Origin of the sequence: Bythopirellula goksoeyrii (genome assembly GCF_008065115.1) — a bacterium.
Lineage (GTDB): Bacteria > Planctomycetota > Planctomycetia > Pirellulales > Lacipirellulaceae > Bythopirellula > Bythopirellula goksoeyrii.
Window position 1 is genome coordinate 3,466,223 of record NZ_CP042913.1, and the last position, 23,507, is coordinate 3,489,729.

Sequence of the window (23,507 nt, forward strand, 5' to 3'; positions counted from 1 at the left end):
TCGCACTTCGCAGGCTTTGTATTTATATCCCTCGGTGCGTAGGAAGAAAACTGCGGTTCGAAAGTTGGGCTCCAGAGTATTCGCCTAAAAAGGATCAACAGCCTTGCGAAATCGCTCTAGGATACGATTGAGCCCCTGAGTACCACTCTTGTCGCGATTGTTTGCCTCGACCGTAGCAGGAGGCTCTGGTGGACGTGGCAAATCGGTAAATCTCAACTTCACTGTGCGATTGATCATCTCCAGGGAAACTTCGTGAGATGATTCATCTGCTGAAACAAGGCACATATTCCCCGAATTCTGCACGGCCTCGTCGGCGAAGAGAACTCTCCCTGATGCCTTCTCTAACAGCAAGATGCTGGCCAATGGCTTGGTGCCACCCCCCCCCTGCACACGATAAAAACGTGCAAAAGAAATTACCGGTGAGTCTGGTGGCTGTGACAACATGAGTGCTTCTTGGCGAACCTGGGCCGGACGCGACCACATCGGTGAGCCCGTAGCAGCATCGAATGCCATAAGTTCTCCATCGAAAGACTTGTAGTCTGGGAAGTTCACCCAGGTTCGTCTGTCCTCGGACGATTCTTTGTGCCGTTGTTCTACCGCAACGGTAAAAGTGTCAGCTCCTGCAAAGAGGTAAACTTTCCTGGCTCTTGCTTGCTCACCTCCGTGATAATCGACTATGAGTGCACCATCGTAGGCATCAACGATCTGATAGTTCCCGCTCGGATCTGCGATAGCCACATACCTTTTTTTCGCGATATCGATTTGAGAACCAGCAGGGAACTCTTTTTTCCAGTTGGTCTTCCCGGTCAAGACATCCATGGAAAGCAATTCGTGGTGACCTCCCTTAGATCGTTGCCATGCGAATATGTCGGTGCCGTGAGTAGCTAATTGTTCTCGCCAGAGAGGAACATCCACTTGCCCCAGGCTTCGCCCGTCGAGAAGGTTGTACACGTGAGCCTTGTTGCTGGAGTCCTCCATTGCTATCACCACTTGATCGTTGCCAAAAAGGTTGCAAGCGTTCGGAGTATCGGTGCGACTCCAGAGGATTTCGCCGGTTAGAGGGTGAACGCAATGAAGTCCGCGCTGGTCCTGATAGACAAAGCTATCACGTGTCACAGGGCCAATCACACCGATCCATTTGCCATCCACTTGAACTCGTGGTGTACCCGAGGAATAAGGATTCGACGGTTTTGGTGGGGAATCGTATCCCCCATAAAACCTCTGTTGACTAGGATTGCGTGAGATGCGTTTTCGCCATAATACAGCACCTCCATTTTCTGATCGGGGTGCAAGCGTATCTACGGCGACAATCAACTGTCCTAGGGAAAGGATCAAAAGATTCCCACGAGCGACTCCATAGACCCCCCCGTGTAATACCTGGCGCTCTTGCTCGCCGAGCATCTGACGGGACACTTCATTTCCCAGGGAATCACGGATTATCAATTCTGCGACTCGAGAGGAATAAAAGATGTTGCACCGGCTCAGGAGGTCGTCGCCATGCTCCAGCCGCACTTCGGCCAAGGGAGTTCGAACGTTGACCCGGTGGTTCACCGCGGTTTTTTCTTGTGTCAGCATTTCGACTTGAACTTGGCCATACGGCCAAGGCGAGTCTTTTAGCGCATTGACATCTGCCCAACTCTCGACGCACTGCAAGCCCGTTTTGCCATCTAGACAGACGACATCTGCAAGTTGTCCAGCCAATTCATCATCGTAAGGACGGGCGAGTCGCTTAAGATCGGTTTGGTGGAGGATCTTGGAGAGACTAGCAATTGCCTCGCGTTCAGAGCTGTTGTCGTTTATGCGGTTCTGGTTCAAAGAGGCGAAGTCCAACAGACCTTGTTGTGCTGCAAGCAATTGCTGTTCGTTCAGGAGATTGCGGGAAATCTCAAGTGTTGTGTTTTCAACTAGTTCATCAATGCCTCCGAAGTTGGCCACAAAGGATTTCAATCCAGCAACTCCTTGTTCAGAGGACAGATCCCTTCGAGTCTGAGCCAGACTATCAGCGATTTTCTCTTGCGTTTCTTGATCGGCAAGGCGCCAGATTATTGCTGTCTGTGCTTTGGTCCAACTGGCGATGCTTGTGTCGTATTCCGAGTCGATCTGCTGCAATTCACTGCCGGTGTGATCGGCGTGGAATATCTCTAAGCAGACTAAGAAGGCATCCCAAAGCTTATCGATTTCAACGAGACCCGCAGATTCGATTCGTTGAAGCTTGAGTGTTTGATCAGGCGAAGAGGCCAATAATTCTCTCAATTTTGGGATGCGATCTTGATAAGAAGTGAAATCTTTCGCCAGCGCTTCCAAAAGGCATTCACTTAGTACCTCGTGCGTCCGCAGATTTCCGGGAGAGAGTGAATCCGCTTTCTCCAGGTATTCGATAGCCTTCGCCAAGTTTCCCTCGTTAAACGTAATTTCGCCCAAAGTCCTTAGTGCTTCAGAATCAGCAGGGTTCTTAGCCAATCTTGCCTCTGTCATCCGGCGAAGCACATCGATCTGGTCGAAACATTCGAGAAACCGCCCGTTTTGCGATAGAATCGCTCCACGGTGCGATATTAGATTTCCGAGGGTTGCTCCGGACCGGGCGATTACTCGATCGGCTATGACTCCCTTCTTCAAGTCGATTGCCACCACCTGGCTGTTAGAGAGAGGCAAGAAATATTTTTCCGCACTAAAGAACCCGCGACCAGTAGGGCTTGTGGCACTCGGCAATGCGAGCTTTTCTTTTTCCCAGACGGGTTGACCATCTTCTAAAGATACCGCGGTCACATTGTGCGTTCCAACGATCAGCACGAGCCCCTGGTCAACTCCTGCCACGAAAATACCATCACCGCGTTTTCGCTCCCAAAGCAGTTTTCCTGTTAAGAGATCGAGGCAATAGAGACCATCTGCTTCTGGAGGTGACAATAGGGCGCATCCATCGGCCAAAATCACACTTCCGTCAATCCATTCGCCGGGGGCTTCTCGTGCCCTTCCTCGAGACCGTCTGAGGTATTCTAGAGTAGAGCGGTTGTTTTCGTACTGAAAATGCCAGGCGATGGAATTCATCTCAAGATTGTAACCAACAACGACACCTGCGCTCGTGGGGCATACCAATATACCGGAATCGTACGAAGGAATGGCACCTTGCAGCCGGCGCTGAGGATCTAGGGTTATTCCCGAATGTAAATCCGCTAACTGCTGAAGCCAGAGCAATTGGCCAGTGTTCTGATCTATCGCAACAAGATGAATGGAACTCTTAATCTCAGCCATGCAATACAGGTGGTTGTTCACCGCAATGGGCGCTCCGAGAAAGAATGCACCAGCTAGTTCGTCCGTTCTCGCTGCCCCGTCAATTTCCCATACGAGCTTGCCTTGCGTGGCCAATTCATAGGCACAGAGTCGATTCGAAGACTCTGGAGTTTCGGCTGAGAATCCGCCACCACGAAAGGGTAGTGCCCAAATGTCTTGTTCGGCAAATTGGGTCAGTGATATGTCGCGAATGACAAACACTCGCTTGCCATCACTACTGATCGAATTGTAGAGATAGTCATTCCATATCCGGCGTGCGAATGCCTGAGCCAATTCCAGGTTGGTATCGTTTTGCGATGCTTCTTCATTGAGGGCCAGTAACTGTTCGAATTCCGCGACACGTTGAGGCTGCGTCTGCCACACTCGTTTGCCAGTGAGAAAATCAAATGCAACCACATTGTGAGCAGTCGCTGCAACTATCGTATTGGCAATTGCCAAGGGAGTTCCTGCCGTGGAGAGCGGCTTTTGGCGCTGTTCCAGGGAATCCACAATGTCATCGTAGATGTCTTCAAATTGGGGCCGATTCAACAGGCGGGCCTGCCAACGAACGCGTGTGTGTGGCAAACCTCCTTCGCTTCTTCCGTTGCGAGCCGTATTTCCTCCTGCAAGCAACCATTCTCTTTCTAGTGGTGTGCCCAGTGGATTGGGAATACCGATTTCCTTGTCGAACCAATCAAGGGGGCGGCCACTTAGGCTTTGTTGGCGGCCAGCAACGACCACACTAGGGCTCCGATTGCCTTTGAAGCCAGGAATCCTCTCGAGTAAGTCCTCCGCCCGATCCTTGCGACCTAAAACCAGCAAACTTTTTGCAGCAAGGAGACTCAGCTGAGGTTCCAGAATTAGAGCGGCCCGAGGAGTATCCAGAAGTCGCTGATAAATAAGGTTAGCGGCTAGGTGCTCTCCCCGATCCGCTTCGTGTTGGGCTAATAAAATCGCTGCTTCGAAGCCAGCAGAGGTATAAAAATATCGCTGACTCACCGCGCGTACATCCGCAAAGTTCCCGCTTCCGACTGCCTCTCCTAGTTTCTTGCGAGCCAACGGGCCGAACATTGATTCGTAGAGTTCGATGCCGTCGGGCGGCAAATCACGAATCATCTTGCTCGCAGTGTTTTTCAAGCCTTGATAGTCTTCAGAATCGGCGACATCAGCAAACGAATCTTGAGGATCTGCCAGAACCTCGTCCAGAAATCGTATTGCCTGTGAGAATTCGCCTTCAGAAATCCGCTCACGGGCGCGTTCTATACCGCGCGACAGCTTTCGATCGGAGTAGAGGTCAAAAGCATCAGACCCTATGTTCTCTTGTTGCGTAATGATCTGTTGTTGAGCAGCTCCCTGTTCAACAATGAGACTCGATTGCATGCTCACGAGGGCTACTGCGATGAGCAGCGTCAATCGGGACATCTCGAATCTGCTTATTAGGCAACACAGCATGTTGGTTCTTGATCTCATATAGATTTTGACGACCCTTAAAATCGGTTCCAACCGACTGACCGACAGGTTCTTCGGCAAGCGAGTCCTTGAAGGGAATTTTAGGGGGTCAAAAGTCTGAATTAGCCAAGATTTAGACATTTTGGCAGGAATAATCGTTCCCTTCCTTCCATTTCAGGTTAGAAAACGGCCATTTCAGAGTTCTTGTTTTTTCCTAAACCCTTTCAGCATTTCATTTTAGCTCGTTTTGCGATTGGGGCAACTTCGTTCCGATACAGCACTCCGTGGCCACGATTCTCAACACGGGATGGGAGTCCGCCGAGGCAAGAACTGGGTGCGCCAGCGACAATTTTGACTAAAAACCCTATTTTTCTAGCCAATATGACCAAATACGGCTTGTTTTTTCCTGCCAGCAGGCATTAAATCAGCACGTTGAACAATATTTTGGTGCTAGGGTTCAATGTAATCCTGACACCCCTTTCCACTTCAGAGCACTAAGGAGGGTTTCCTAACATGGCGAAAGTTGCTGCAAAAAAACCACCAACCAAGACCGAGATCTATGCGAATGTCGCTGAGGCAACCGGCCTGACGAAGAAAGACGTCAGCGCGGTTTTCGACGCACTAAATGACGAGATCACCAAAGCACTAGGCAAGAAGGGTCCCGAGACCTTCACGATTCCTGGCTTGTGCAAGATCGTTGTTCAGAAGAAGCCTGCCACGCCGGCACGCGAAGGCATCAACCCCTTCACCGGAGAAAAGACAATGTTCAAGGCCAAGCCGGCCCGCAACATTATCAAGATCCGCCCGCTTAAGAAACTGAAGGATATGGTTTAAGCGAAGCGACTCGCTGGTGTGGCAAAAAACCCTTGAGGTGGCTCTCACACCAGGTAGAGCTACAAGAGTCCGCTGAATCGTCCTTACTTTGCTGCTTTGTTCAGCGAAGTGGTTCGAACCAGCGGGCTTTTTCTATGCGCAGTAGTTTTCTCTTTCCACTTTGTCGACTTGAAAGAACTAAGCCATCTAGAATACCCCTCCTAAAACACTGGTCAGAGGGAAGAAAGAGTGGTCAGGGCCGGGATCGAACCGGCGACACTCGGATTTTCAGTCCGATGCTCTACCAACTGAGCTACCTGACCCTCGCCTCAGTGAAGAAGAAATCACCAGAGAACGCTCCATGGTAAATACGCCTAAATGGCGTGTCAATCGGCAGCGCTCTACTTTGCGCAACTTGACAGTGCGGAAAACCCCGAACTAATATGACTCCTAGGCCATGTTGGCACGCAACTGCCACTGCTAGCCTACGGAACAATCCATCGGGGCATCACGAGTCATAAATGATCGGTGTTTACCAGTGCGCGTCGAACGTCCTTAGTCGTCCTCAAGGTCGATTCCTTTGCGCCGCACCAAGGTTTGGTCTTCAGCTGTTGATCTTGCTCGTGTGGGCCTTGCCCATCTGCCGAGGGGTTACTCCAGAAAGCGCTGAAGTTCGAGAACTCGTGGACAAGGGACTCAAGTTTTTGGAGTCCCACACCGACGAACGATTGGGAGGGCGCTGCCTGATAGCGCTGGCTTTCCTCAAGAACGGGGCGTCTCCTGATCACCCTCGGATTAAAGAAGCTGTTGCTGCCTGTAAAGCTACCAATGCCCAAGACCTATTGCAGGAAAACAGCCTCTACAGCAATGGGCTGGCTATCATTTTCCTAGCGGAACTCGATCCCATCAAATATCGAAGTCTCATCGAACAATTTGCGGGTACCTTGACCAATCGCCAGAAACCGAATGGCGGTTGGGGCTATGAATCGTATCAGACTGGCGATACTTCCCAGACTCAGTATGCAATCCTTTCCTACTGGGAATTGATGCAAGTTGGCATGGCCCCCAAAGTAGAATCGGTCGAGGCGGGAGCCAACTGGCTATTGCGCACGCAAGACCCTAGCGGGTCGTGGGGATATCAGGGAAAAGACCCGGGTAGCTTCAAGCTTGAGAAACAGACTGGGGTCACGGTGAGTATGCTGGCGGCAGGGCTGGGAAGTACTCTCATTTCTGCCAACATTCTGGGCGCCTTAATGCCTGGCGAAGAAACCGAGGTAGATGCATCGGAAAAACAGTCTCTTCCAACGGCCTTGCAGGAAGCTGAAGACAATCGAGTGAAGAAGATACGTACGCTTTCCGGTGGATCCCTCGATCGCAATCAGGTTCTTAAGGCGGTGGCCGACGGCAAAAAGTGGTTTGAGAAGAATTTCAAGGGAGTAGAGCACGCGGAGTATCCCTACTACATGCTGTACTCCATAGAACGGTACAAAAGCTTCGAAGACTTTCTAGAAAGCAACGTCAACGAAGAACCGACTTGGTATCAGACGGGTTATCAATATATCAAAGAGAAAATGAAGGAAGATGGATCAGTAGCCAGTAAGTCTGGAGATGAGTGTGGAACTGCATTCGCCATATTATTCTTGGTACGCTCAACACAGCAAAGCATCAAAGCAAGTCTAGGAGAAGGGACTCTTGTGGGCGGCCGTGGCTTGAGTGCTAACTTAGCAAGAATGAAACTGCAAAAAGGCCGGCTAATTAAGGAAAGAAAGCCGACAGAAATAGATAACTTCTTGGGGCTGCTGGAATCATCAGCCGGACCGGAACTCGATGCACTTCTGAGTGAAAGCTCGGGGATTGATGTGGAGAATATCACTCCCGAAGAGATTCGTCGTTTGGAACAGTTGGTGAAAACCGGCTCGCCTGAAGTACGGCTGATGGCTGTGGAAGCCCTCTCGCAACTTCGCAATCTAGATTACGTTCCTTCCCTGCTCTATGCGCTGACGGATCCAGACAAGCGAGTTGTCCGCTCTGCCCGCGATGGCTTGCAATATGTCAGCCGACGATTTGAGGGATATGGTCCCTCCGATAATTTTACCGACAAAGAGCGCTATGATTCCTTGGAACAATGGAAGAACTGGTATCGGCGTGTCCGACCCAATGCGTCACTCGCTCCTTGAGCAGGCAATAGTAAAGTGGGCATCGCCCGCCAGAATGTTCGTTGAGATTTCAATTATAATTAGTGAGTGGTGTCCACCCTAGCTCCAATGTCCCTTGCTGCCAAAACACCTGATGCGAAGAAAGCCCCGTCTGGTAAGAAATACCAGTTGACGGTCAATTCGTATGACCGCACGGCAACTCTGATCATCGCGCTACTAATCTTAGTTGGCTTCACGGTGCTGGGACTGATGATCGTATTCTTTGCTGACAAGATGCACACCTCGGTACAACCCATTCCGGTGGTGCCAGTTGAGGCCACCAGTGCCAATGCGAATCAGGGACTGGCAGCTGAGCCTGACCCGCCAGGGAGCGAAGAAGCCGAAGAGCTTGAGGATCCTCAATTGGAGGACATGCTGGACACGCTCACAGACGCGGTCACGTCTAAAGAAGTGCTCCTTTCGGATGAGGATTTGGAAGCAGAAGACGTTGCAGGAAAAGGCAAAGGCCTCGGGGACGCTCGCATGGCTGGTGAGGGAAATGATGGAGTGGTGGAACGCGTTCCACGATGGGAACGTTGGAAAATCCGTTTTGAACCGAAATCACCAAGTGAATTTGCCCAGTGGCTTGATTACAATAAGATCGAGATCGGAGTGCTTGGGCGCGATAATCTGGTCCACTACGGGTACGATCTGAGTAAAAGCAACAAACAGACCCGCACGGGTGAACCAACGAAAGATTCGCGAGGGTACACAGCCGCTGCCGACGGGCCTATGCCCGCCCTCACCGAAAGGCTTGCCAGAGAAGCCGATATCGCCAAAGAAGGCAATATCACGCTGCTATTCTACCCGTTTGAGGTCGAGAGCATTCTCTGGACCCTCGAAAACGAGTATTCTGAGGGCCGCGATGTGAACACCATTCGTGAGACCGTATTTACGGTTGAACACAATGGCTCGGATTTTAGTTTTAAAGTCATCGACCAACGATATTTTTAAACCTTGCTCAAAGGTAATTGCCTGATATGGAAACTCTCTTTGGAATTCTGAATAATTGCGTCTATGGCATCTTGGCCTTGCTTGCGTTGTGGGGTGCCTACTGCGTCATCCTCGTCTGGCGTCGAGTGGGTCAAGTCCGCTTTGCTGATGAGGAAGATCAAGACGAATTCTTGAGCGAGTTGGAACAGGCCCTTGAGATGAATAACTATGGGGCTGTTTCTGAACTTTGCGAAGATGACCGGCGAGCTCTCCCTCAACTTGCTTTGTACGCAGTAAATAATCGAAATATTGGCTATGCCAAACTTCGCCGCCGCGTGGCAGAACGTTTTCAGCAAGACGTGTTGTCAGACGTTGAGCATCGCCTGAGTTGGGTGGGCACGGTCATCAAGAGTGCCCCCATGATCGGCCTCTTAGGCACGGTCATGGGTATGATGGGTGCTTTCGCCAACCTTAGTAGCGGCGACAAGGTCGATACCGTTCAAATGGCTTCGGACATCCAATTTGCTTTGATTACGACTGCCTTGGGTCTGGCCATTGCAGTTCCCTTGGTGCTGTCGACTGCGAGTATTAATATCCGCATTCGCAAGATGGAAGATCTGGTGGGTGTCGGCATGTCGAGACTATTTGAAGCATTGAAGTTTGCTGAAGCTTAGAACGAACTTCTAACTGGCTACCTAGCAATTTTGTTGAAATGAAACAATCGCCGTGAATGATTCGCAATCTGACAACGTATCTGAGACGGATGATTGGCTAGAGGCTGGTAGCGGCGTCATGCCAACTCGTAGCTCGCGGGTCGAAGATGCGGAGATGGATATCACTCCGATGATCGACATCACATTCTTGCTATTGATCTTTTTTCTGGTTTGCTCGACTCCGGATCAGAAAACTGCGATCGAACTACCCAAAGCCAAATATGGTAAGGGAGTAGGCGAACGCAACTCGGTGATCATTACTGTCAGTGATGAGGGAATAGACAACGCCCCTGTCTATCTGGGGGATGGCAAGATTGATTCGGCCCGTTTGACTGACGATCCTGACGAGCAAGGGGATTTGATTGTCGAGGCGGTCGAGAAGGGCCGGCAGGAAGAAAACAAGGAAAACGTTGTAATTAAAGCAGATCGAAATGTAGCTTATAGGGAAGTTGCGCGCGTCGTGAAGGCGGTCTCACGTGTCGAGGGTGCTAAAATTTTCCTCGCAGTAATGGAATCAAACTAGTTGATTTAGGTTATGGCAGAAGAAACTCATTACAGCGAAGATGCCATCACTCGCCACCGATCTCATAGTGGTGAAGACGACATGGACTTGACCCCCATGGTCGATGTGACTTTCTTGCTTTTGATCTTCTTCATGATCACCGCAGCATTTGCCCTCCAGAAATCTTTGGAAGTTCCTCCTGTGAAGGAAGATGAGGCAGCCGCCTCTCAGTCCGTTGACGATCTTGAGAAAGATTCAATCGTCGTTCGAGTTGATGAAGATAACGTTTTTTGGATCTCTGGTCCCTCGGCGCCGGAAGAGCAGCGTGCAACGAGTGTGCAGGAAATGATCATCAAGCTTCGCAAAGTGCGTGAAGAAAGCTCTACCGGTGCTGCTAAAATGTTGGTGCAGGCCAATGGCGATGCACGACATGAATTTGTCGTAGCCGCACTTGATGCGGGTACAGGCGTGGGAATGGAAGAAATCCGGCTGATGAGTTACGAAGAAGGCGATTTCGATTTTTAGGAACCGGCAATAGCGATTTCACGGCAGGTGTTCCTGTCAGGCTGCAACAACAATCACAAGTAACACGATGAAGACATCTGATTTTCTCGACATACTGGAACAACGCAAGTTAGCACCTGCAGACATTGTCGGTAAGCTCCGCGCTAAGGCTGAGAAAGACAAGGATCGAGTTACGCCCAAGGCCATCTTGAAGTATTTGGTAAAGAAGGAAATTGTCCCCCGCTCGGTGGCCTACCAACTTCTGAAGACTACCCTCACGGTTTCGTCCAATGCCGAGTCCAGCATCATGGGGTTTGTCCCATTGCCGGAGACTCCACTGGCGGGATCCGTGATCGATGAGGATGTCGAAACATTGGCTCCGGTAGATTCGGGGCAAAACGTCAGAATTGATCAAATCGACAAAGAGACTGCGGAGTCGAGTGATGTCCGGGACGATGGCTCAGAGTATGCCGTGCCGGAAAGCCCTCATCTCTCTTCGCTGGCATCTTTGTCGAGTGTTGCCAAGGCGCAGGACGAAACGGAAGCCGCTTTCGACGAGGCGATTCCTGAACCAGCCAAACGCAAGAAGACGAAAAAGAAGAAGGGGAAAAAGAACGAATGGGATTCTTCGCTAATTCTCTACGGAGGTGGAGGATTACTAGTGCTCATTATTTCGGGCATTTTAATCTATTATCTATTGAACAGAGAGAATGCAGATCTGGTACTTCAGCAAGCGAGCGACTATTTCGAGAGCGGATCTTATACCCAAGCAATCAATCAATACGAACATTTCATCGAGGGAAACAAGGGGCATCCCCAATTTAGTTCAGCGAAAGTCAGACTAGGCATGGCTCGCCTCTGGAAGGATACGAGCTCAAACGATTATGAAAATGCGTTGCAGACAGCTCAAGACGTTCTCGATGACATTCAAGATGAACCAGATTTTCGATCAGCACAACGCGATCTGGCGTCGCTTGTCCCGAAAATTGCTCAAGGTTTGGCGACTCAAGCCGAGTCAACGGCCGACCTCGATGTAGCCAAGCAAAGAGTGGCACAGACTCGCTCAGCGCTTTCCCTGGCGATGAATACGAAATACATTCCTAAGGAATTTCGCGATGAAGTACAATTAGATGAGATTGAGCAAACTTTACTTCGCGTCGAACGCAGCAGACAGCAGAACGTCGATCTATCAGACGCGCTAGCGAAGATTGACAAAGCACTTACAGAGCAAGATATCTCGACTGCCTATGATCTGCATAGTCAGCTATTAGAGAAACATCCGGCGCTCATGCATGACGAAACTTTGGCTGGCAAAGTAAAGTCCATATCTGATGCCGAAGCACAGGCAATTCAATTTGTTCCAGAAACCAAGGAAGCTGCCGATGGCCCTCGGCAGAGTCCCTTGGTTGCATCGCTCACGTTGGCAGACCAGCAGGTAACCTCTCCAAGTGGGGCTGAAGGCACAATTGCTGTCCGCCTCTCAGGGGCCGTCTATGCCTTGCAAGCTAACGATGGAAAGCTCCTATGGCGTGAGTTCCTGGGGGACGATCCTCATAGTTTTCCCATTCAACTCCCCGGTGGTGACTATCTCGTCAGCGATGTGCTGCACAACGAATTGATGAGAGTAAATGCTGAAACTGGAAATGTAGTCTGGCGACTTCCGTTTGACACGGCAGTTATGCAACCGGTCGTCGCTGGAGAAAAGGTTTTTGTTGCAAGTCGCGAGGGAAAGCTGTATGTCGTAGACCTTGCTTCAGGAGAGAGTACGGGATTCATACAGTTTAGCCAGAAACTAGCGGTGCCGCCGACAGTCGACCAGCGCAGGCAGCGTTTGTATATTCCCGGATCCCACTCCAGTCTCTATACAATCTCGACAAACGATTACTCATGCTTGGGTGTCTACTACCTGGGACATAGTCCTGACAGCATCGCCGTTCCAGTAGCAAAGATCTTGAACAAAGTTATTGTTGCTGCCAATACGGGAATTTCGACCAGTGAGCTGTCGGTACTCTCCACCGGTGAGGAGGGTCTTCCTCAAGCATTACAAGCAGAGAGAAGGCTAACAGGAACTGTCGATACGCCATTGCTAGCCGATGGAAGACGCCTAGTGGTCCTTACCAGTCTGGGGCAGATCTCAGTATATGACATCTCAAGTGGCGACGGGGAAGAATCGTTAAGTCGTATCGCGGAGCGCGATCCCGAGGGTGAGTCGTCGATAGCACATTTCGGACTCCTCGTAGAGGGCGACTTGTGGATAGCAGGTCAGGAACTTACAAGGTTGGCCATCCTTCCTACCGGAAATCGGATTCAGGTTCGGAATCTAGATAACGACTTCTCAGGTGATGTCTTCGATAATCCACTCCAACTAGTAGGAAACACCGTCATTCACGTCCGTCGTCCAGCGGGGCAGGGAGGGGGAATTGTGTCGGCCGTTGACGCAACTTCCGGGAAGACTCATTGGCAGACTCAACTTGCCGTACCGTTGGCAGGTGCGCCTTCGGTTGACCCGATCGGGGCGCAGATCACAGCAATCACCGCTACAGGGGCAGGTTATTTACTTGATCGCCAGGCGATGACACAGAGGGTGCAAAATCAAGCAGACCACCTTTCGGGCAGGCAGAGAAAGCTACCTGCCTTCGCTACTAGTGTGGATCTAGGTCAAGGCAAACTTGCGTCTGGTGTAATAGACTCAGACAAGGTCTTGCTCTTCCGTCCTGATGCACCTCGGGGGCCGCTCGAATTGATCAGTCTTCCCGCTCCATTGGCGGCCGGTTTAGTTGCTTGGCAGAATGGATTTGTTGCACCTACGCAAGTAGGTCAGGTTTATCTTATGAGTAGCGAAGATGGGCAGCTAAGTGGTTCGCCATTTCAACCACCGCTCGAAGCCAATCAAAGCGTAGATTGGCTTACCCCAGCCGTGTTTGGATCTAGCGAAGACGCCCAATTAGTCATCACTGACGGCAAGAACAAAATATATCTTATTGAGCAGATTGCCGAGCCAGAGCCTCATTTGTCAGCCGTAAAGGAAGAATCACTCGCTGAATTGAGGCTCAATACTCCCCTGGCGATAAGCGGCGACGTAGCTATCGCGGGTACAGAAGAAGGCTCGGTAGCCCTTTTTGACCTGCCAGCCCTCTCCGCAAGAGATCCTCTCAGCGTGGATGGTCAGATTGCTTGGGGGCCGTTTGCCGTTGAAGGAGGCTTTGTGTTCACCACGGACGCAAGTGAGCTAATGTTCGTGCAAGAAGATGGTGTGATCGCTTGGAAGACACCTTTGGGCAAAAGGCTCCCGGCAGGTACGCCATTGGCTGACAACGGCAGTCTCACTATTGCCTGGCAATTGGCGGGGATCTCGCGTATGAGTCTCGCTGATGGACAAGAACAAGCACACACAGCCCTAGACCAGGCGATTGTTGCAGGACCGATACAATTCGGTCAGCGGCTTGTACTAGCTGCCTCGGATGGCACGCTTTTGATCGTAAACCAACCCACTCCGTGATATGCAGCTTTTTCATGTCGGATCGTTTCGCCAAACACCACAGGCTCAGTTGCTTGAGTATTACACTCATAACACTGGTAGTGGCATGCGCTTCTCATCCTCTAGCGGCTGCTGAGGAAAAAAAAGCTGCAGAGCGGCTAATCGATCAATACCCTTTCGATCGGATTACCCTTGATGCCGCGAATGACAATGCAGTCCTTGATGTGCAACTACTAGAGTTTCCTGATCGAGTTGTACCGAATCCTTTTCCAACGAGCGGGTCACTTGAAATTCGACGACTAAGCGATCCCACAAAAAAATACACTCTCAATTGGTCTGCTATTGCCAAAATCGATCTGTACGAGCATCTCGTACTAAATGAAGCACTGACACATATCCAGTCACGAAAACTGGGAGAGGCTTACACTAACCTAGATTTCTTGCATAAGAATTATCCCGAGCTTGCCGGACTTCAACAAGCCACCGAAGAATATCTGTACCGCGATGCGCTTGACACTTATTCAGAGAATCGCTTTGACGAGTCTTTAGCGATTCTTTCCTCCCTATATGATGTGAATGCTCAAAGGCAAGGCCTGACAAAAGCTGTTGAAGGAGTTTCAAACCGTCTCATCACGCATCTTCTTGAAAATGATGATTATAGGGCGGCCCGGGTGGTGTTGGATTCTCTCGACAACGGGTTCTCACAACTTCCACTTGACAATATTGCTAGTTGGCAGCGGAAATTCTCTTCCGATGCACAGTCGCAGTTGGAAGTGGCTCGACGGGCCATGGACAAGCAAGATTACGCTGGCGCCCGAAAGGCGATCCGCCGCGCTGTTGCAATATTGCCACAGCTGGACGATGCACAAGAATTATTGGCAGAGGTCGAACGGCTTTCGCCTCAAATGTTGATAGGCGTGGGGCAGCTCTCGTTGGCTCACAGTTCGGCCCCGTTGCAGACATGGGCAGACAAGCGCGTTTCACGACTATTGTCCCCCGCGTTTGTGGAGTTGGTAGGGGTGGGAGCTGAAGGGGGAGAGTATGACTGCCGTTGGGCAAATATCGAAAGGGATGATACGGGTTTAAATCTGAGTATCACACTGAACGAGAAAGCTCAAGAGTTGGGGATCACAGCTGCCGGAATGGTGCTTCAACTCTTGAAAATGGCAGATTCTTCGAGCGACTACTACCGTGCTGATTTCGCAGAGGCGTTCCACAAAGTCGAAATCCTCGATGGCAGAGAAGTGCTATTAGAATGGCGGTATCCACCAGTAAAGCCGATCGCCTATCTGCAGATTCCGCTATTTCAACTAGCCAAGGATGCGACACATGCCGCCGATTATAGAATTGCGCAAGGTGACGAACTGCCAGATACTGTTCGGTTTGAAGCCACCGCTGAAGATGGCTTTCGTGGTCCGCAGGTGATTGTGGAAGAAAGGTTTAATAGTGATGAAGCGGCCATTCTCGCACTCAGCCGCGGAGACATTGAGTTCTTGGAAGATATCGCTCCCTGGAACTACAGTCGGATGGGGCAGATTCGCGGCATCACGGTTTCTGCCTATCGCATGCCGACGGTGCATGTCCTGCTAGGCAACTACGATTCGCCAATAGTTCGTCGGCGGGAGTTTCGGCGGTCACTTTGCTATGGCATTGATCGACAAAAACTGTTGTCAGAAGTCATTGCTGGTGGAAATAGTCGGCCAGGCTTTCGTGTTCTTAGTGCACCCATCCCAGCGGGAATTACGATCGGAGATGCCATTGGGTATGGATACAAGCAGCAGTTACAGCCCCATCCCTATGAACCACGATTGGCGGCAGTACTTAATACCACTGCAAGGCTTGCCGTTGCCAAGAAATCAGCCAAGACAGAGATATCTGAGGATTCTAAAGACGAGGCAAAGCCCGCGATTCCTGAGGCAGAGCCTCTCATCTTGATTCATTCGGCAAACGACGTCGCTCGCACGATGTGTCAGCTAATCAAACAACAGCTGTCAGCCATTGGCATTCCACTCGACGTGCGTGAGATTTCACTAACTGACAATCTGGACGAGCTTCAATGGGATCTGCGTTATGCAGAGCTTGCATTCGAAGAACCGCTGGTTGACGCACAGCGGCTTTTTGGGCCGGGGGGTCTAGCAGGCCGCTGTAGCCCGAGCATGAATCTTGCCCTTGTCTCACTCAATAGGGCTACCAACTGGAACGATGCCCGCAGCAGACTCCAACAGATACATCAAATCGCGTTCGACGACCTCCCTGTGATCCCTTTGTGGCAAACGCCGAAATACTTTGCCACTCAGAAGTCCTTGTCGGGAGTTGGCCGATCACCGGTTACGTTGTACCAGAACGTTTCCCAATGGCAAAAGACATTTCAGCCGGGGGAACAATAGTTATGGCTCGTGAGAATTATTCCAGTTTGATTCTGAACCCCAGTCGATACCGTAGGCTATTCAGAGCCATGGTTATCGGATTGATATTGGCTTCAAATTCGAATTCCTATGCTGCTGACGAGAAATCCTGGGAGTTGGAATCTTACCGCGTGCAGCTTCATATTGTCGTGGATTCTACGGCGAGGCCTGGTGCGATTTCTGCCGAGCAACTTGCCGGAGATCTTATGGAGCGGATTCACACGACGATTTATCCCTTGTGGAGCGTTGAAATAGCAATTCCTCAAGGGAGCGATCGCACACGTCAACTTCAGGGTTTGGGTAGCTTGAAAACTGATCCAAATCAGCCGAGCGAAGGGCATTTTGATAAGCGGATTTTTCTAACCGCCAAGGTAGACCCGCAGGGAACTTCGTTGAGTGCTCGAGAGTATGACGTCTACACGAGCAGATGGACGCCGGTCCTAGAATCGATCGTTCGCCAGGACCGAATGATTACCCAAAAGAGTCTGGATTTGTTGTGCCAAGTATTTGCTCCATTGGCCATGATTCAGACTGATGCAGACGATCAGCAACACGTCTCGCTCATATTCAAAGGTTCCGAATTACCGCGTCAAATCAGTGAAGAGCTGTTTGTGAAAAAGGATGATCTATTTCAGCCGCTGTTGGTGAAATTGAGCCGCACGAGTGGTGCTGCACCCGAAATGATTGCTGACGTTCCCTGGACCTATCTGACCACTGAGAAGCCTGAACCTCCAGGTTGGCTTTGTCGAGTCTACACAGGGACACGCCGTCCATTTGGCCGTCGCCGGGGCCGAGTCGAACTCATGGCACTTGAACTCAAGTCCCCACTCCTAGAGACCCAAGTGCGATTCCATGCCAGCCACGATGAGTCGCAGAGTCTGCGAGGCTACGAAGTTTTTGAGCAAGAACCAGCGACGGGTGATTACAATCTCCTGGGAGTCACGAATTACGAGGGCTCAATCCCCGTGGGGAGGACTGATTCACCGATTCGGATGCTGTTCTTACGCAGCGACAATCAACTCCTGGCAAAGGTCCCCGTCGCCCCGGGAACTCAAGCTCGAACAGATATTCCCATAGCCGACGACATGGCTCGCCTTTTGGTGCAGGAAGACCTTGAAGCACAAAAAGAGCGATTAATCGATGTAGTAGCCCGCCGAAATATTCTGATGGCTCGCACGCGTTCATTTATGGAGCAAGGGCAGCTTGAAGAAGCGCAGAAGCTTGTCGTCGAACTGAACGAGCTTCCTAGTCGCGCAGATTTTGCTCAATCCCTCAAGTCTCTGCAAGATCTCACCGAGTCGGGTGGGAACAATGAATACCACTCCGAGAATCCTCGCATCCAAAACAAGATTAGCAAGCTAATCGATAATACGAGGACTTTGCTTGGGCGTTTTCTGGGTGTCCGCGACATCACGCAGCTGGAGAACGAGGTTAGAGAATACCAGCGAGACAAGGCAAATCAGTAACAATTGCCAGGGGTTCTTTGAAGCAAACGGAGAAACTGTCTTAGATTTGCTGGACAAGCGGGCCCTTCCTGTTTTACCTAAAAGTTGGGGGCTAGTATAATTGGGTATAGCAGTGGGCAAGAGATTTAATTCGCTATATTTCGCCACGCAATTCTTATGAAGTTTCAATCTCAGTTTATTGCCAAAGTTCTTTTTCTCGTGCTGCTGAATTCTAGTACGGGTTCCACCGAAGAACCCATGATGGAGATGGGCTCAGCAGAACTGCAGAACTCTTCAACGGAAGGGGACTCAACCACATCCTCCTCGCCGAAGCACTCTACTCCAACCCAGTCAATGCGCCGAATTTTGCGTCCGACTAAAGTAGACCCCACTCGGGCAGAAGAAGTCGCAGCATCTGCGGCCGAAATTGATCGATTGGTTCTGGCGAAGCTCAAGGCGGAGAAGCTCCGCCCGAACCCCATGACGAACGACATGCAGTTTGTCCGTCGTGTCTATCTCGATCTCACAGGCACCATTCCCTCGGCTCAGCAAGCATCACATTTTCTGAACAAGCCTCGCAGCGGGAATAAGCGAGCCGAGTTGATTGACGAGTTGCTGAATTCGTGGGGCTATGTGAGTCACTCTTTCAACTACTGGTCAGATATCCTCCGATTGAAGGACAAGCCTCAGGGAAATATCTACAGCCAACCCTACAACGAATGGATCAAGGACTCTCTGGCAAGTGATATGCCTTACAATGAGTTCGTGCATCGGCTGCTTTCTGCTGAAGGCCGCCCTTGGGAGAACCCGGCCGTAGGCTATGTGCTTCGCGATGCCGGCATGCCTTTGGCGAATCTCGACAATACGATCCGCATATTTCTCGGTACGCGAATCGGATGTGCCCAATGCCACGATCATCCATTCGACAGATGGACCCAACTTGAATTTTATCACTTGGCTGCGTTTGTAAACGGTGTTGATACGGGTTCGGGAAGAAGGCAAGTCAATCCGGTCGTCAAAGACGCAATGGCTCAAATTCAGGAAATGGCTAAGCAGGACGAGAAAAAGCGGAATCTCCCTGGTCGCGTCAATGGGTTAATTGGAGCAAATCGTACGGCCGTGGCGGAGCGGCACAATCAAAAGCTTCGTCTACCCAAGGACTACCAATACGACGACGCCAAGCCGGGTCAGGTAATTGAGCCAAGGGTCATCTTTGGCGAGCAGCCGCAGCTGTCCAAGAACACCTCGAAGCGAGCCGCTTTTGCCGATTGGCTCACCTCATCTGACAATCCGCGGTTTACTAGTATGATTGTCAATCGTTTGTGGAAGCGGGCAATGGGAGTTGGATTGATCGAACCGGTCGATGACTTGACCGATGACAGTGAAGCAACCAATCAGCCGCTCTTAGATCATCTGGTCGCAGAAATGAAGCGGCTCAATTACAGTCAGCGCGAGTTACTGCGTATTATCTACAATACCGACACCTACCAACGTCAAGCTTCCACACGCGATCTGGCTGCTGGAGAACCCTACCATTATCCTGGCCCCATACTGCGGCGCATGACCGCGGAACAGATTTGGGATTCCTTGTTGACGCTCACCATGGCTGATCCAGATGGCTACCAACGCCCGCGGAGTGATGCTTTGGTCCAAGCAGTGAAACTTGAGACGGATCAGCCGCTGAGCAGTGAATTCTTGCTCAACAAGGCAGCGGCACTAGATAAGTTGCGTCGAGACGGTCCTGAAGCGAAGCTGAATAAGCAATACACCCACAAAGGCGTGTTATTGGCCCGCGCGTCGGAATTGCCCCTCCCATTGCCCCCTTCCCACTTCCTACGGCAATTCGGCCAAAGCGATCGAGAACTAATCCAGGGAGGCAGCACCGAGGGCCACGTTCCGCAGATACTGACCATGTTTAATGGACCGATCTCACATAAGTTGCTCAACGAAGGGACGGTCATCTATGACGAGGTAGTGGCTTCCTCTGATTTGCGAGATCAGATCGACGTTATTTTCCTCAGCATCGTCGGACGCAAACCGACACGTACCGACTACAAGCTCGCAGTAAGAGAGATCCAAGCTGATGGCCCTGCTGGCTATGGAAACGTAATATGGGCCTTGCTCAACACACGCGAGTTCTTATTTATCCAGTAATTGGAAAGAAATTAGAACGCTGATTTTGTTGATTACCGCAGACTCTTGAGAGTTTAACCATGTTCGAGATCAACCGACAAGAAGTCCCTTCGACATCCCGTCGCAAGTTTATGGAACAAACTGCTCGGCAGTTGCTCGGGGTCAGTTTTTTGCCCTTAATGGCAACGCAGGCACAAGGTGCATCTTCCAGGTCCAAGGGAACCGCCAAGCAAGTCATCTACCTGTTCATGGATGGGGCGATGAGTCAACTCGACACCTTTGATCCCAAACCTGGCAGTGAAGTCCAGGGGGAAACCAAGACAATCGACACCAACGTTGCTGGGGTGAAGTTCGGACAGAATCTCCCTGAGCTTGCCAAGATGATGGATCAATTGGTCCTCATCCGTTCTCTGAGCACGCAAACCGGGGACCATGATGGCGGCAAATACTTGATGCGCACCGGCTACAAGGCGATTGCTTCCACTCGCCATCCTTCGCTCGGGCCCTGGATTCAGAAGCTGGCTGGTAAGGGGAATGAGATCCTACCGGGAAGCGTGGTGATAGGCGGTGGCTCCGGTCATCCTGCAGCGGGGTATCTGGGAGCACAGTATGCACCAGTTCCCATCTCTGACGCCCGTCGCGGCGTGGAGAATAGCAAGCCTCCCAAGTATCTGACTGCTGAACGTTTCGACAATCGAATGCGACTGACCGAGCGTTTTGATCGTGCATTTGAAAACAAGTATCGTACCGCTCAAGTGTCAGGTTATGCCGACCTTTATCGAGAAGCAATTTCGCTAATGCGGAGTGATGAACTCGCAGTCTTCGACGTCAACCAAGAACCAGAAAAAGTTCGCAAAGCCTACGGAGAAGATGGTTTCGGCCTCGGCTGCTTGTTGGCAAGACGCCTTGTGGAGCATGGAGTACGCTTCGTCGAAGTGAATCTAGGTGGCTGGGATATGCACACGAACCTGTTTAGCAGTATGGCTGGCCGCGCTCAGGTGCTTGACAAGGCGGTAGCGACATTGCTCGCTGACCTGAAGAGCAAAGGGCTTTTGGACCAAACGCTGGTGGTCGTGGGCACAGAGTTCGGTCGGACACCCACCATCAACCAAAACGCCGGCCGCGATCATCATCCCGGAGCGTATTCCTGTGTGCTGGCGGGTGGCGGCGTGATCGGTGGGACAGTCTATGGTGAGACCGACAAAGAAGCCCGCACCGTGGAAAAGGACCCGGTCTCCGTGCAAGATTTCAACAGCACAATTGCCTATGCACTTGGATTAGACCCGAGTGAAGAAATCTACTCTCCTGACCAACGGCCTTTTACATTGGGACATGATGGTGAGCCTCTGATGCAGTTATTTGGATAGACCGATGAGCCAGCGAAAGTCGTTGATCACTTATCCACCTTGAAAGAGCAAGTATGCTGCTGCTCCTGCAATGAACACCGCAAGTGCCGCCAAGGCCATGATGACTTTATCGAGTGGCCACCTCCGTGCTGCGCGTTCTGCCTGCTCCTCTTGTTCGCGGGCCTGACGTTCTCGATCGGCAACGATGATTTGTGGCAAGGTGGCGCCCCCCATGGCCCCGGCATCGGTAGTGTCCTGCTGAACGTCTTGCGTCTCGCTGTTCTCATATTCCACGGGCAAAGTGTCGGCGAGTGTTGTATTGTGATTCAAACTGCCAGACAGCTTGGTCAAGGATCCGACATGCTGACGGGCTGCAGTGTCCGAGCCTGAAACCCAGGGTCTTAAGAGGACGGATACTTCTTCGGCAGTTGCGACGCGATCTGCCGGTCGCTTTTCCATGAGGGCTGCAATAATTCGCGCAAAATCATCGCTCACTTCTGGATTCAGTTTCTGCGGTGGTAAGGGAGTTTCCTCCAAACTGCGTCGAAGTTTGTCCGCTGTGTCACCCCCCGGAAACGGAACTTTTCCTGTGACGGCATAATACAAGGTGCAACCGAGCGAATAAATGTCACTCACGGTCTGCAACTTTTCAGGAGACACGATTATTTCTGGTGCCACATAATCGGCGGTGCCGACAATGTGGCGTGGCTTCTTGCCATCGGAGGGTTGTTGATCGGTGTGGAAGGAAGCGAGTCCAAGATCTGCCAGTTTCGTGTTTCCGTCTGGTGTAATAAGGAGATTGCCGGGCTTCACATCGCGGTGCACCAAACCGCTCTCGTGTGCATAGGCCAAAGCCTCTGCTGCCTGCGTCACAATCATTGCCGCTTCTTTCAGGGGCAGCGGGCCGTGATGGCGAACTAGCTTACGAAGATCCGTGCCCGGCACATACTCGGTTACCAAGAAGTAGGTATCTCCATCCGTGTCGGCATAAGTAAGATGAACCAGGTTCGGATGGGTGAGTCGTGCCTGAGCTCGGATTTCTCGAAGGAAGCTAGCAATCGTCGTAGGGTTGGTTTGGTTCTTCGGCAACACTTTGACCGCTTCGATACGACCGAGTAGAACATGCTCACACTTGAAGACCCAGCCCATGCCACCATGACCAATCGCGTCGAGAATTCGATAGGCTCCTAGCGTGAATTTTGTGCGACCCAACCTCAACTGTTCAGCCTGCCAGCGATTGAGATAGCCAAGTGCAATCATCTGCGCTGAAAGCTGCTCATCAGAGATCTCATCAAGTCCCTGGTCTTCCCTGGGTAGCGACTCGACAAGCACCTGCCAGGCGCGATCGATCTTCTCTTCGCTTAAGAGACCGCTAGCTAAACCAGCACGTTCTAGGATGGAGCGTTCAGCACGCAAGAGAGTAACTCACAAAAGGATTATTGAGGAAAAGCATGCGAGTCTGACATTGAACTCCATTTTAGAGATCCACTCGCGAAGATTTAAGCACGAAAAATTCATAAAAAACGCAATTAATGGCAAAGAACCGCTCTGCGAAGTGATTATTCAGATGAGACTGGCCAGTTCAGGATCCGTTTTCCAATACTTGGGAACCGGGGCGGTAAAAGTCATGGATTGGCCCAGGGTAGGATGATCGACCCCCAATTCGCGGGCATGCAAGGCAATTCCCTGGGAAAAGGGGCGCTCGCTACCATACTTTCTGTCTCCAATGATGGGAAATCCAAGTTTTGCCAATTGGACACGAATCTGGTGTTTTCGGCCCGTTTCAAGTTGAATTTCCACTAGACTCGATTCGGCCGATTTCTTGAGGGCTCGATAGCTCAGTCGAGCCAACTGTGCATCGGGACAATCCGCATGGGTCACATGCATCTTCCGATGGCGATCGTCCTTACGGAGGTAGTGTTCCAATGTGTCAGTCTCTTCAGGCAGCACACCATTGACCACCGCCCAGTAGATTTTCCTTGTCTTGCGATCTCGAAAAGCAGCCGACAATCGCGAGGCGGCTTTCGAAGTGCGGGCTAGTAAGGTGACTCCCGTCACAGGTGCATCCAGCCTGCTGACCACTCCCAGGTACACATTCCCAGGTTTGTTGTATTTCTCACGGATATACTCTTTGGCGATCTTGATAAGACTTGGCTGATCGTCAGCTACACCCATCGTCGGCAACATCGCCTGCTTGTTGACGACGAGTAGGTGATTGTCTTCGTACAAGACATCGAGTTGTTTTGATGGATGTTTCATTTTCCAAGAATGGTTGCCACTACATGCAGAATCATGCTAACCTTTTCTGAGCTTCAGTTTTTCAC

At 51.1% G+C, this 23,507-nt stretch carries 14 protein-coding genes and 1 tRNA gene; 11 read left to right on the plus strand and 4 right to left on the minus strand.

The features are described 5' to 3' along the window. Nucleotides 1–84: 84 nt before the first annotated feature. Nucleotides 85–4,689 carry an outer membrane protein assembly factor BamB family protein gene (locus tag Pr1d_RS13835; protein WP_168205224.1) on the minus strand — a complete coding sequence of 1,535 codons (4,605 nt, stop codon included), beginning with the start codon at nt 4,687–4,689 and terminating at the stop codon, nt 85–87. A 540-nt stretch (nt 4,690–5,229) separates the two neighbouring features. On the opposite strand from Pr1d_RS13835, the gene Pr1d_RS13840 reads away from it, so the two are divergent. Then, entirely contained in the window at nt 5,230–5,550 is a 321-nt protein-coding gene (locus tag Pr1d_RS13840; protein ID WP_148074084.1) for an HU family DNA-binding protein, read from the plus strand. A gap of 229 nt (nt 5,551–5,779) precedes the next feature. Here the strand turns inward: Pr1d_RS13840 and Pr1d_RS13845 are convergent. Then, nucleotides 5,780–5,852 (minus strand) — tRNA-Phe (locus Pr1d_RS13845). Nucleotides 5,853–6,050: 198 nt separating this feature from the next. On the opposite strand from Pr1d_RS13845, the gene Pr1d_RS13850 reads away from it, so the two are divergent. The 10 genes from Pr1d_RS13850 to Pr1d_RS13895 all read left to right on the plus strand — a co-directional run bounded on the left by Pr1d_RS13850 (nt 6,051) and on the right by Pr1d_RS13895 (nt 21,204). Continuing rightward, entirely contained in the window at nt 6,051–7,706 is a 1,656-nt protein-coding gene (locus tag Pr1d_RS13850) for a HEAT repeat domain-containing protein (RefSeq protein WP_148074085.1), read from the plus strand. 87 nt (nt 7,707–7,793) lie between these two features. Beyond that, a complete protein-coding gene (locus tag Pr1d_RS13855) occupies nt 7,794–8,678 on the plus strand; it encodes a hypothetical protein (RefSeq protein ID WP_148074086.1) in 885 nt (294 codons plus the stop codon). Between the two features lie 26 nt (nt 8,679–8,704). Then, the gene (locus Pr1d_RS13860) at nt 8,705–9,331 is read left to right on the plus strand and encodes a MotA/TolQ/ExbB proton channel family protein (RefSeq protein WP_148074087.1); all 627 of its coding nucleotides are present in this window, start codon (nt 8,705–8,707) and stop codon (nt 9,329–9,331) included. 52 nt (nt 9,332–9,383) lie between these two features. Then, the gene (locus Pr1d_RS13865; RefSeq protein WP_148074088.1) at nt 9,384–9,893 is read left to right on the plus strand and encodes an ExbD/TolR family protein; all 510 of its coding nucleotides are present in this window, start codon (nt 9,384–9,386) and stop codon (nt 9,891–9,893) included. A gap of 12 nt (nt 9,894–9,905) precedes the next feature. Further along, on the plus strand, nt 9,906–10,397 hold the full coding sequence (locus Pr1d_RS13870) for an ExbD/TolR family protein (RefSeq protein WP_148074089.1): 492 nt from the start codon (nt 9,906–9,908) through the stop codon (nt 10,395–10,397). A gap of 67 nt (nt 10,398–10,464) precedes the next feature. Continuing rightward, the gene (locus Pr1d_RS13875) at nt 10,465–13,875 is read left to right on the plus strand and encodes an outer membrane protein assembly factor BamB family protein (protein ID WP_148074090.1); all 3,411 of its coding nucleotides are present in this window, start codon (nt 10,465–10,467) and stop codon (nt 13,873–13,875) included. Between the two features lie 14 nt (nt 13,876–13,889). Next, on the plus strand, nt 13,890–16,241 hold the full coding sequence (locus tag Pr1d_RS13880; RefSeq protein ID WP_148074091.1) for an ABC transporter substrate-binding protein: 2,352 nt from the start codon (nt 13,890–13,892) through the stop codon (nt 16,239–16,241). Nucleotides 16,242–16,243: 2 nt separating this feature from the next. Continuing rightward, nucleotides 16,244–17,725, plus strand: a complete 1,482-nt coding sequence (locus tag Pr1d_RS13885) for a hypothetical protein (protein ID WP_148074092.1) — start codon at nt 16,244–16,246, stop codon at nt 17,723–17,725. Between the two features lie 156 nt (nt 17,726–17,881). Further along, nucleotides 17,882–19,858: a DUF1549 domain-containing protein gene (locus Pr1d_RS13890; RefSeq protein WP_148074093.1), complete on the plus strand. Its 1,977-nt coding sequence runs from the start codon at nt 17,882–17,884 to the stop codon at nt 19,856–19,858. A gap of 59 nt (nt 19,859–19,917) precedes the next feature. Then, nucleotides 19,918–21,204 (plus strand): DUF1501 domain-containing protein, encoded by a 1,287-nt coding sequence (locus tag Pr1d_RS13895; RefSeq protein WP_148074094.1) that lies wholly within the window; start codon nt 19,918–19,920, stop codon nt 21,202–21,204. Between the two features lie 30 nt (nt 21,205–21,234). Here Pr1d_RS13895 and Pr1d_RS13900 read toward each other — a convergent pair whose 3' ends face one another. Further along, the gene (locus Pr1d_RS13900; RefSeq protein ID WP_148074095.1) at nt 21,235–22,599 is read right to left on the minus strand and encodes a serine/threonine-protein kinase; all 1,365 of its coding nucleotides are present in this window, start codon (nt 22,597–22,599) and stop codon (nt 21,235–21,237) included. A 147-nt stretch (nt 22,600–22,746) separates the two neighbouring features. After that, nucleotides 22,747–23,442, minus strand: a complete 696-nt coding sequence (locus Pr1d_RS13905; protein WP_148074096.1) for an RluA family pseudouridine synthase — start codon at nt 23,440–23,442, stop codon at nt 22,747–22,749. Nucleotides 23,443–23,507: the final 65 nt, after the last annotated feature.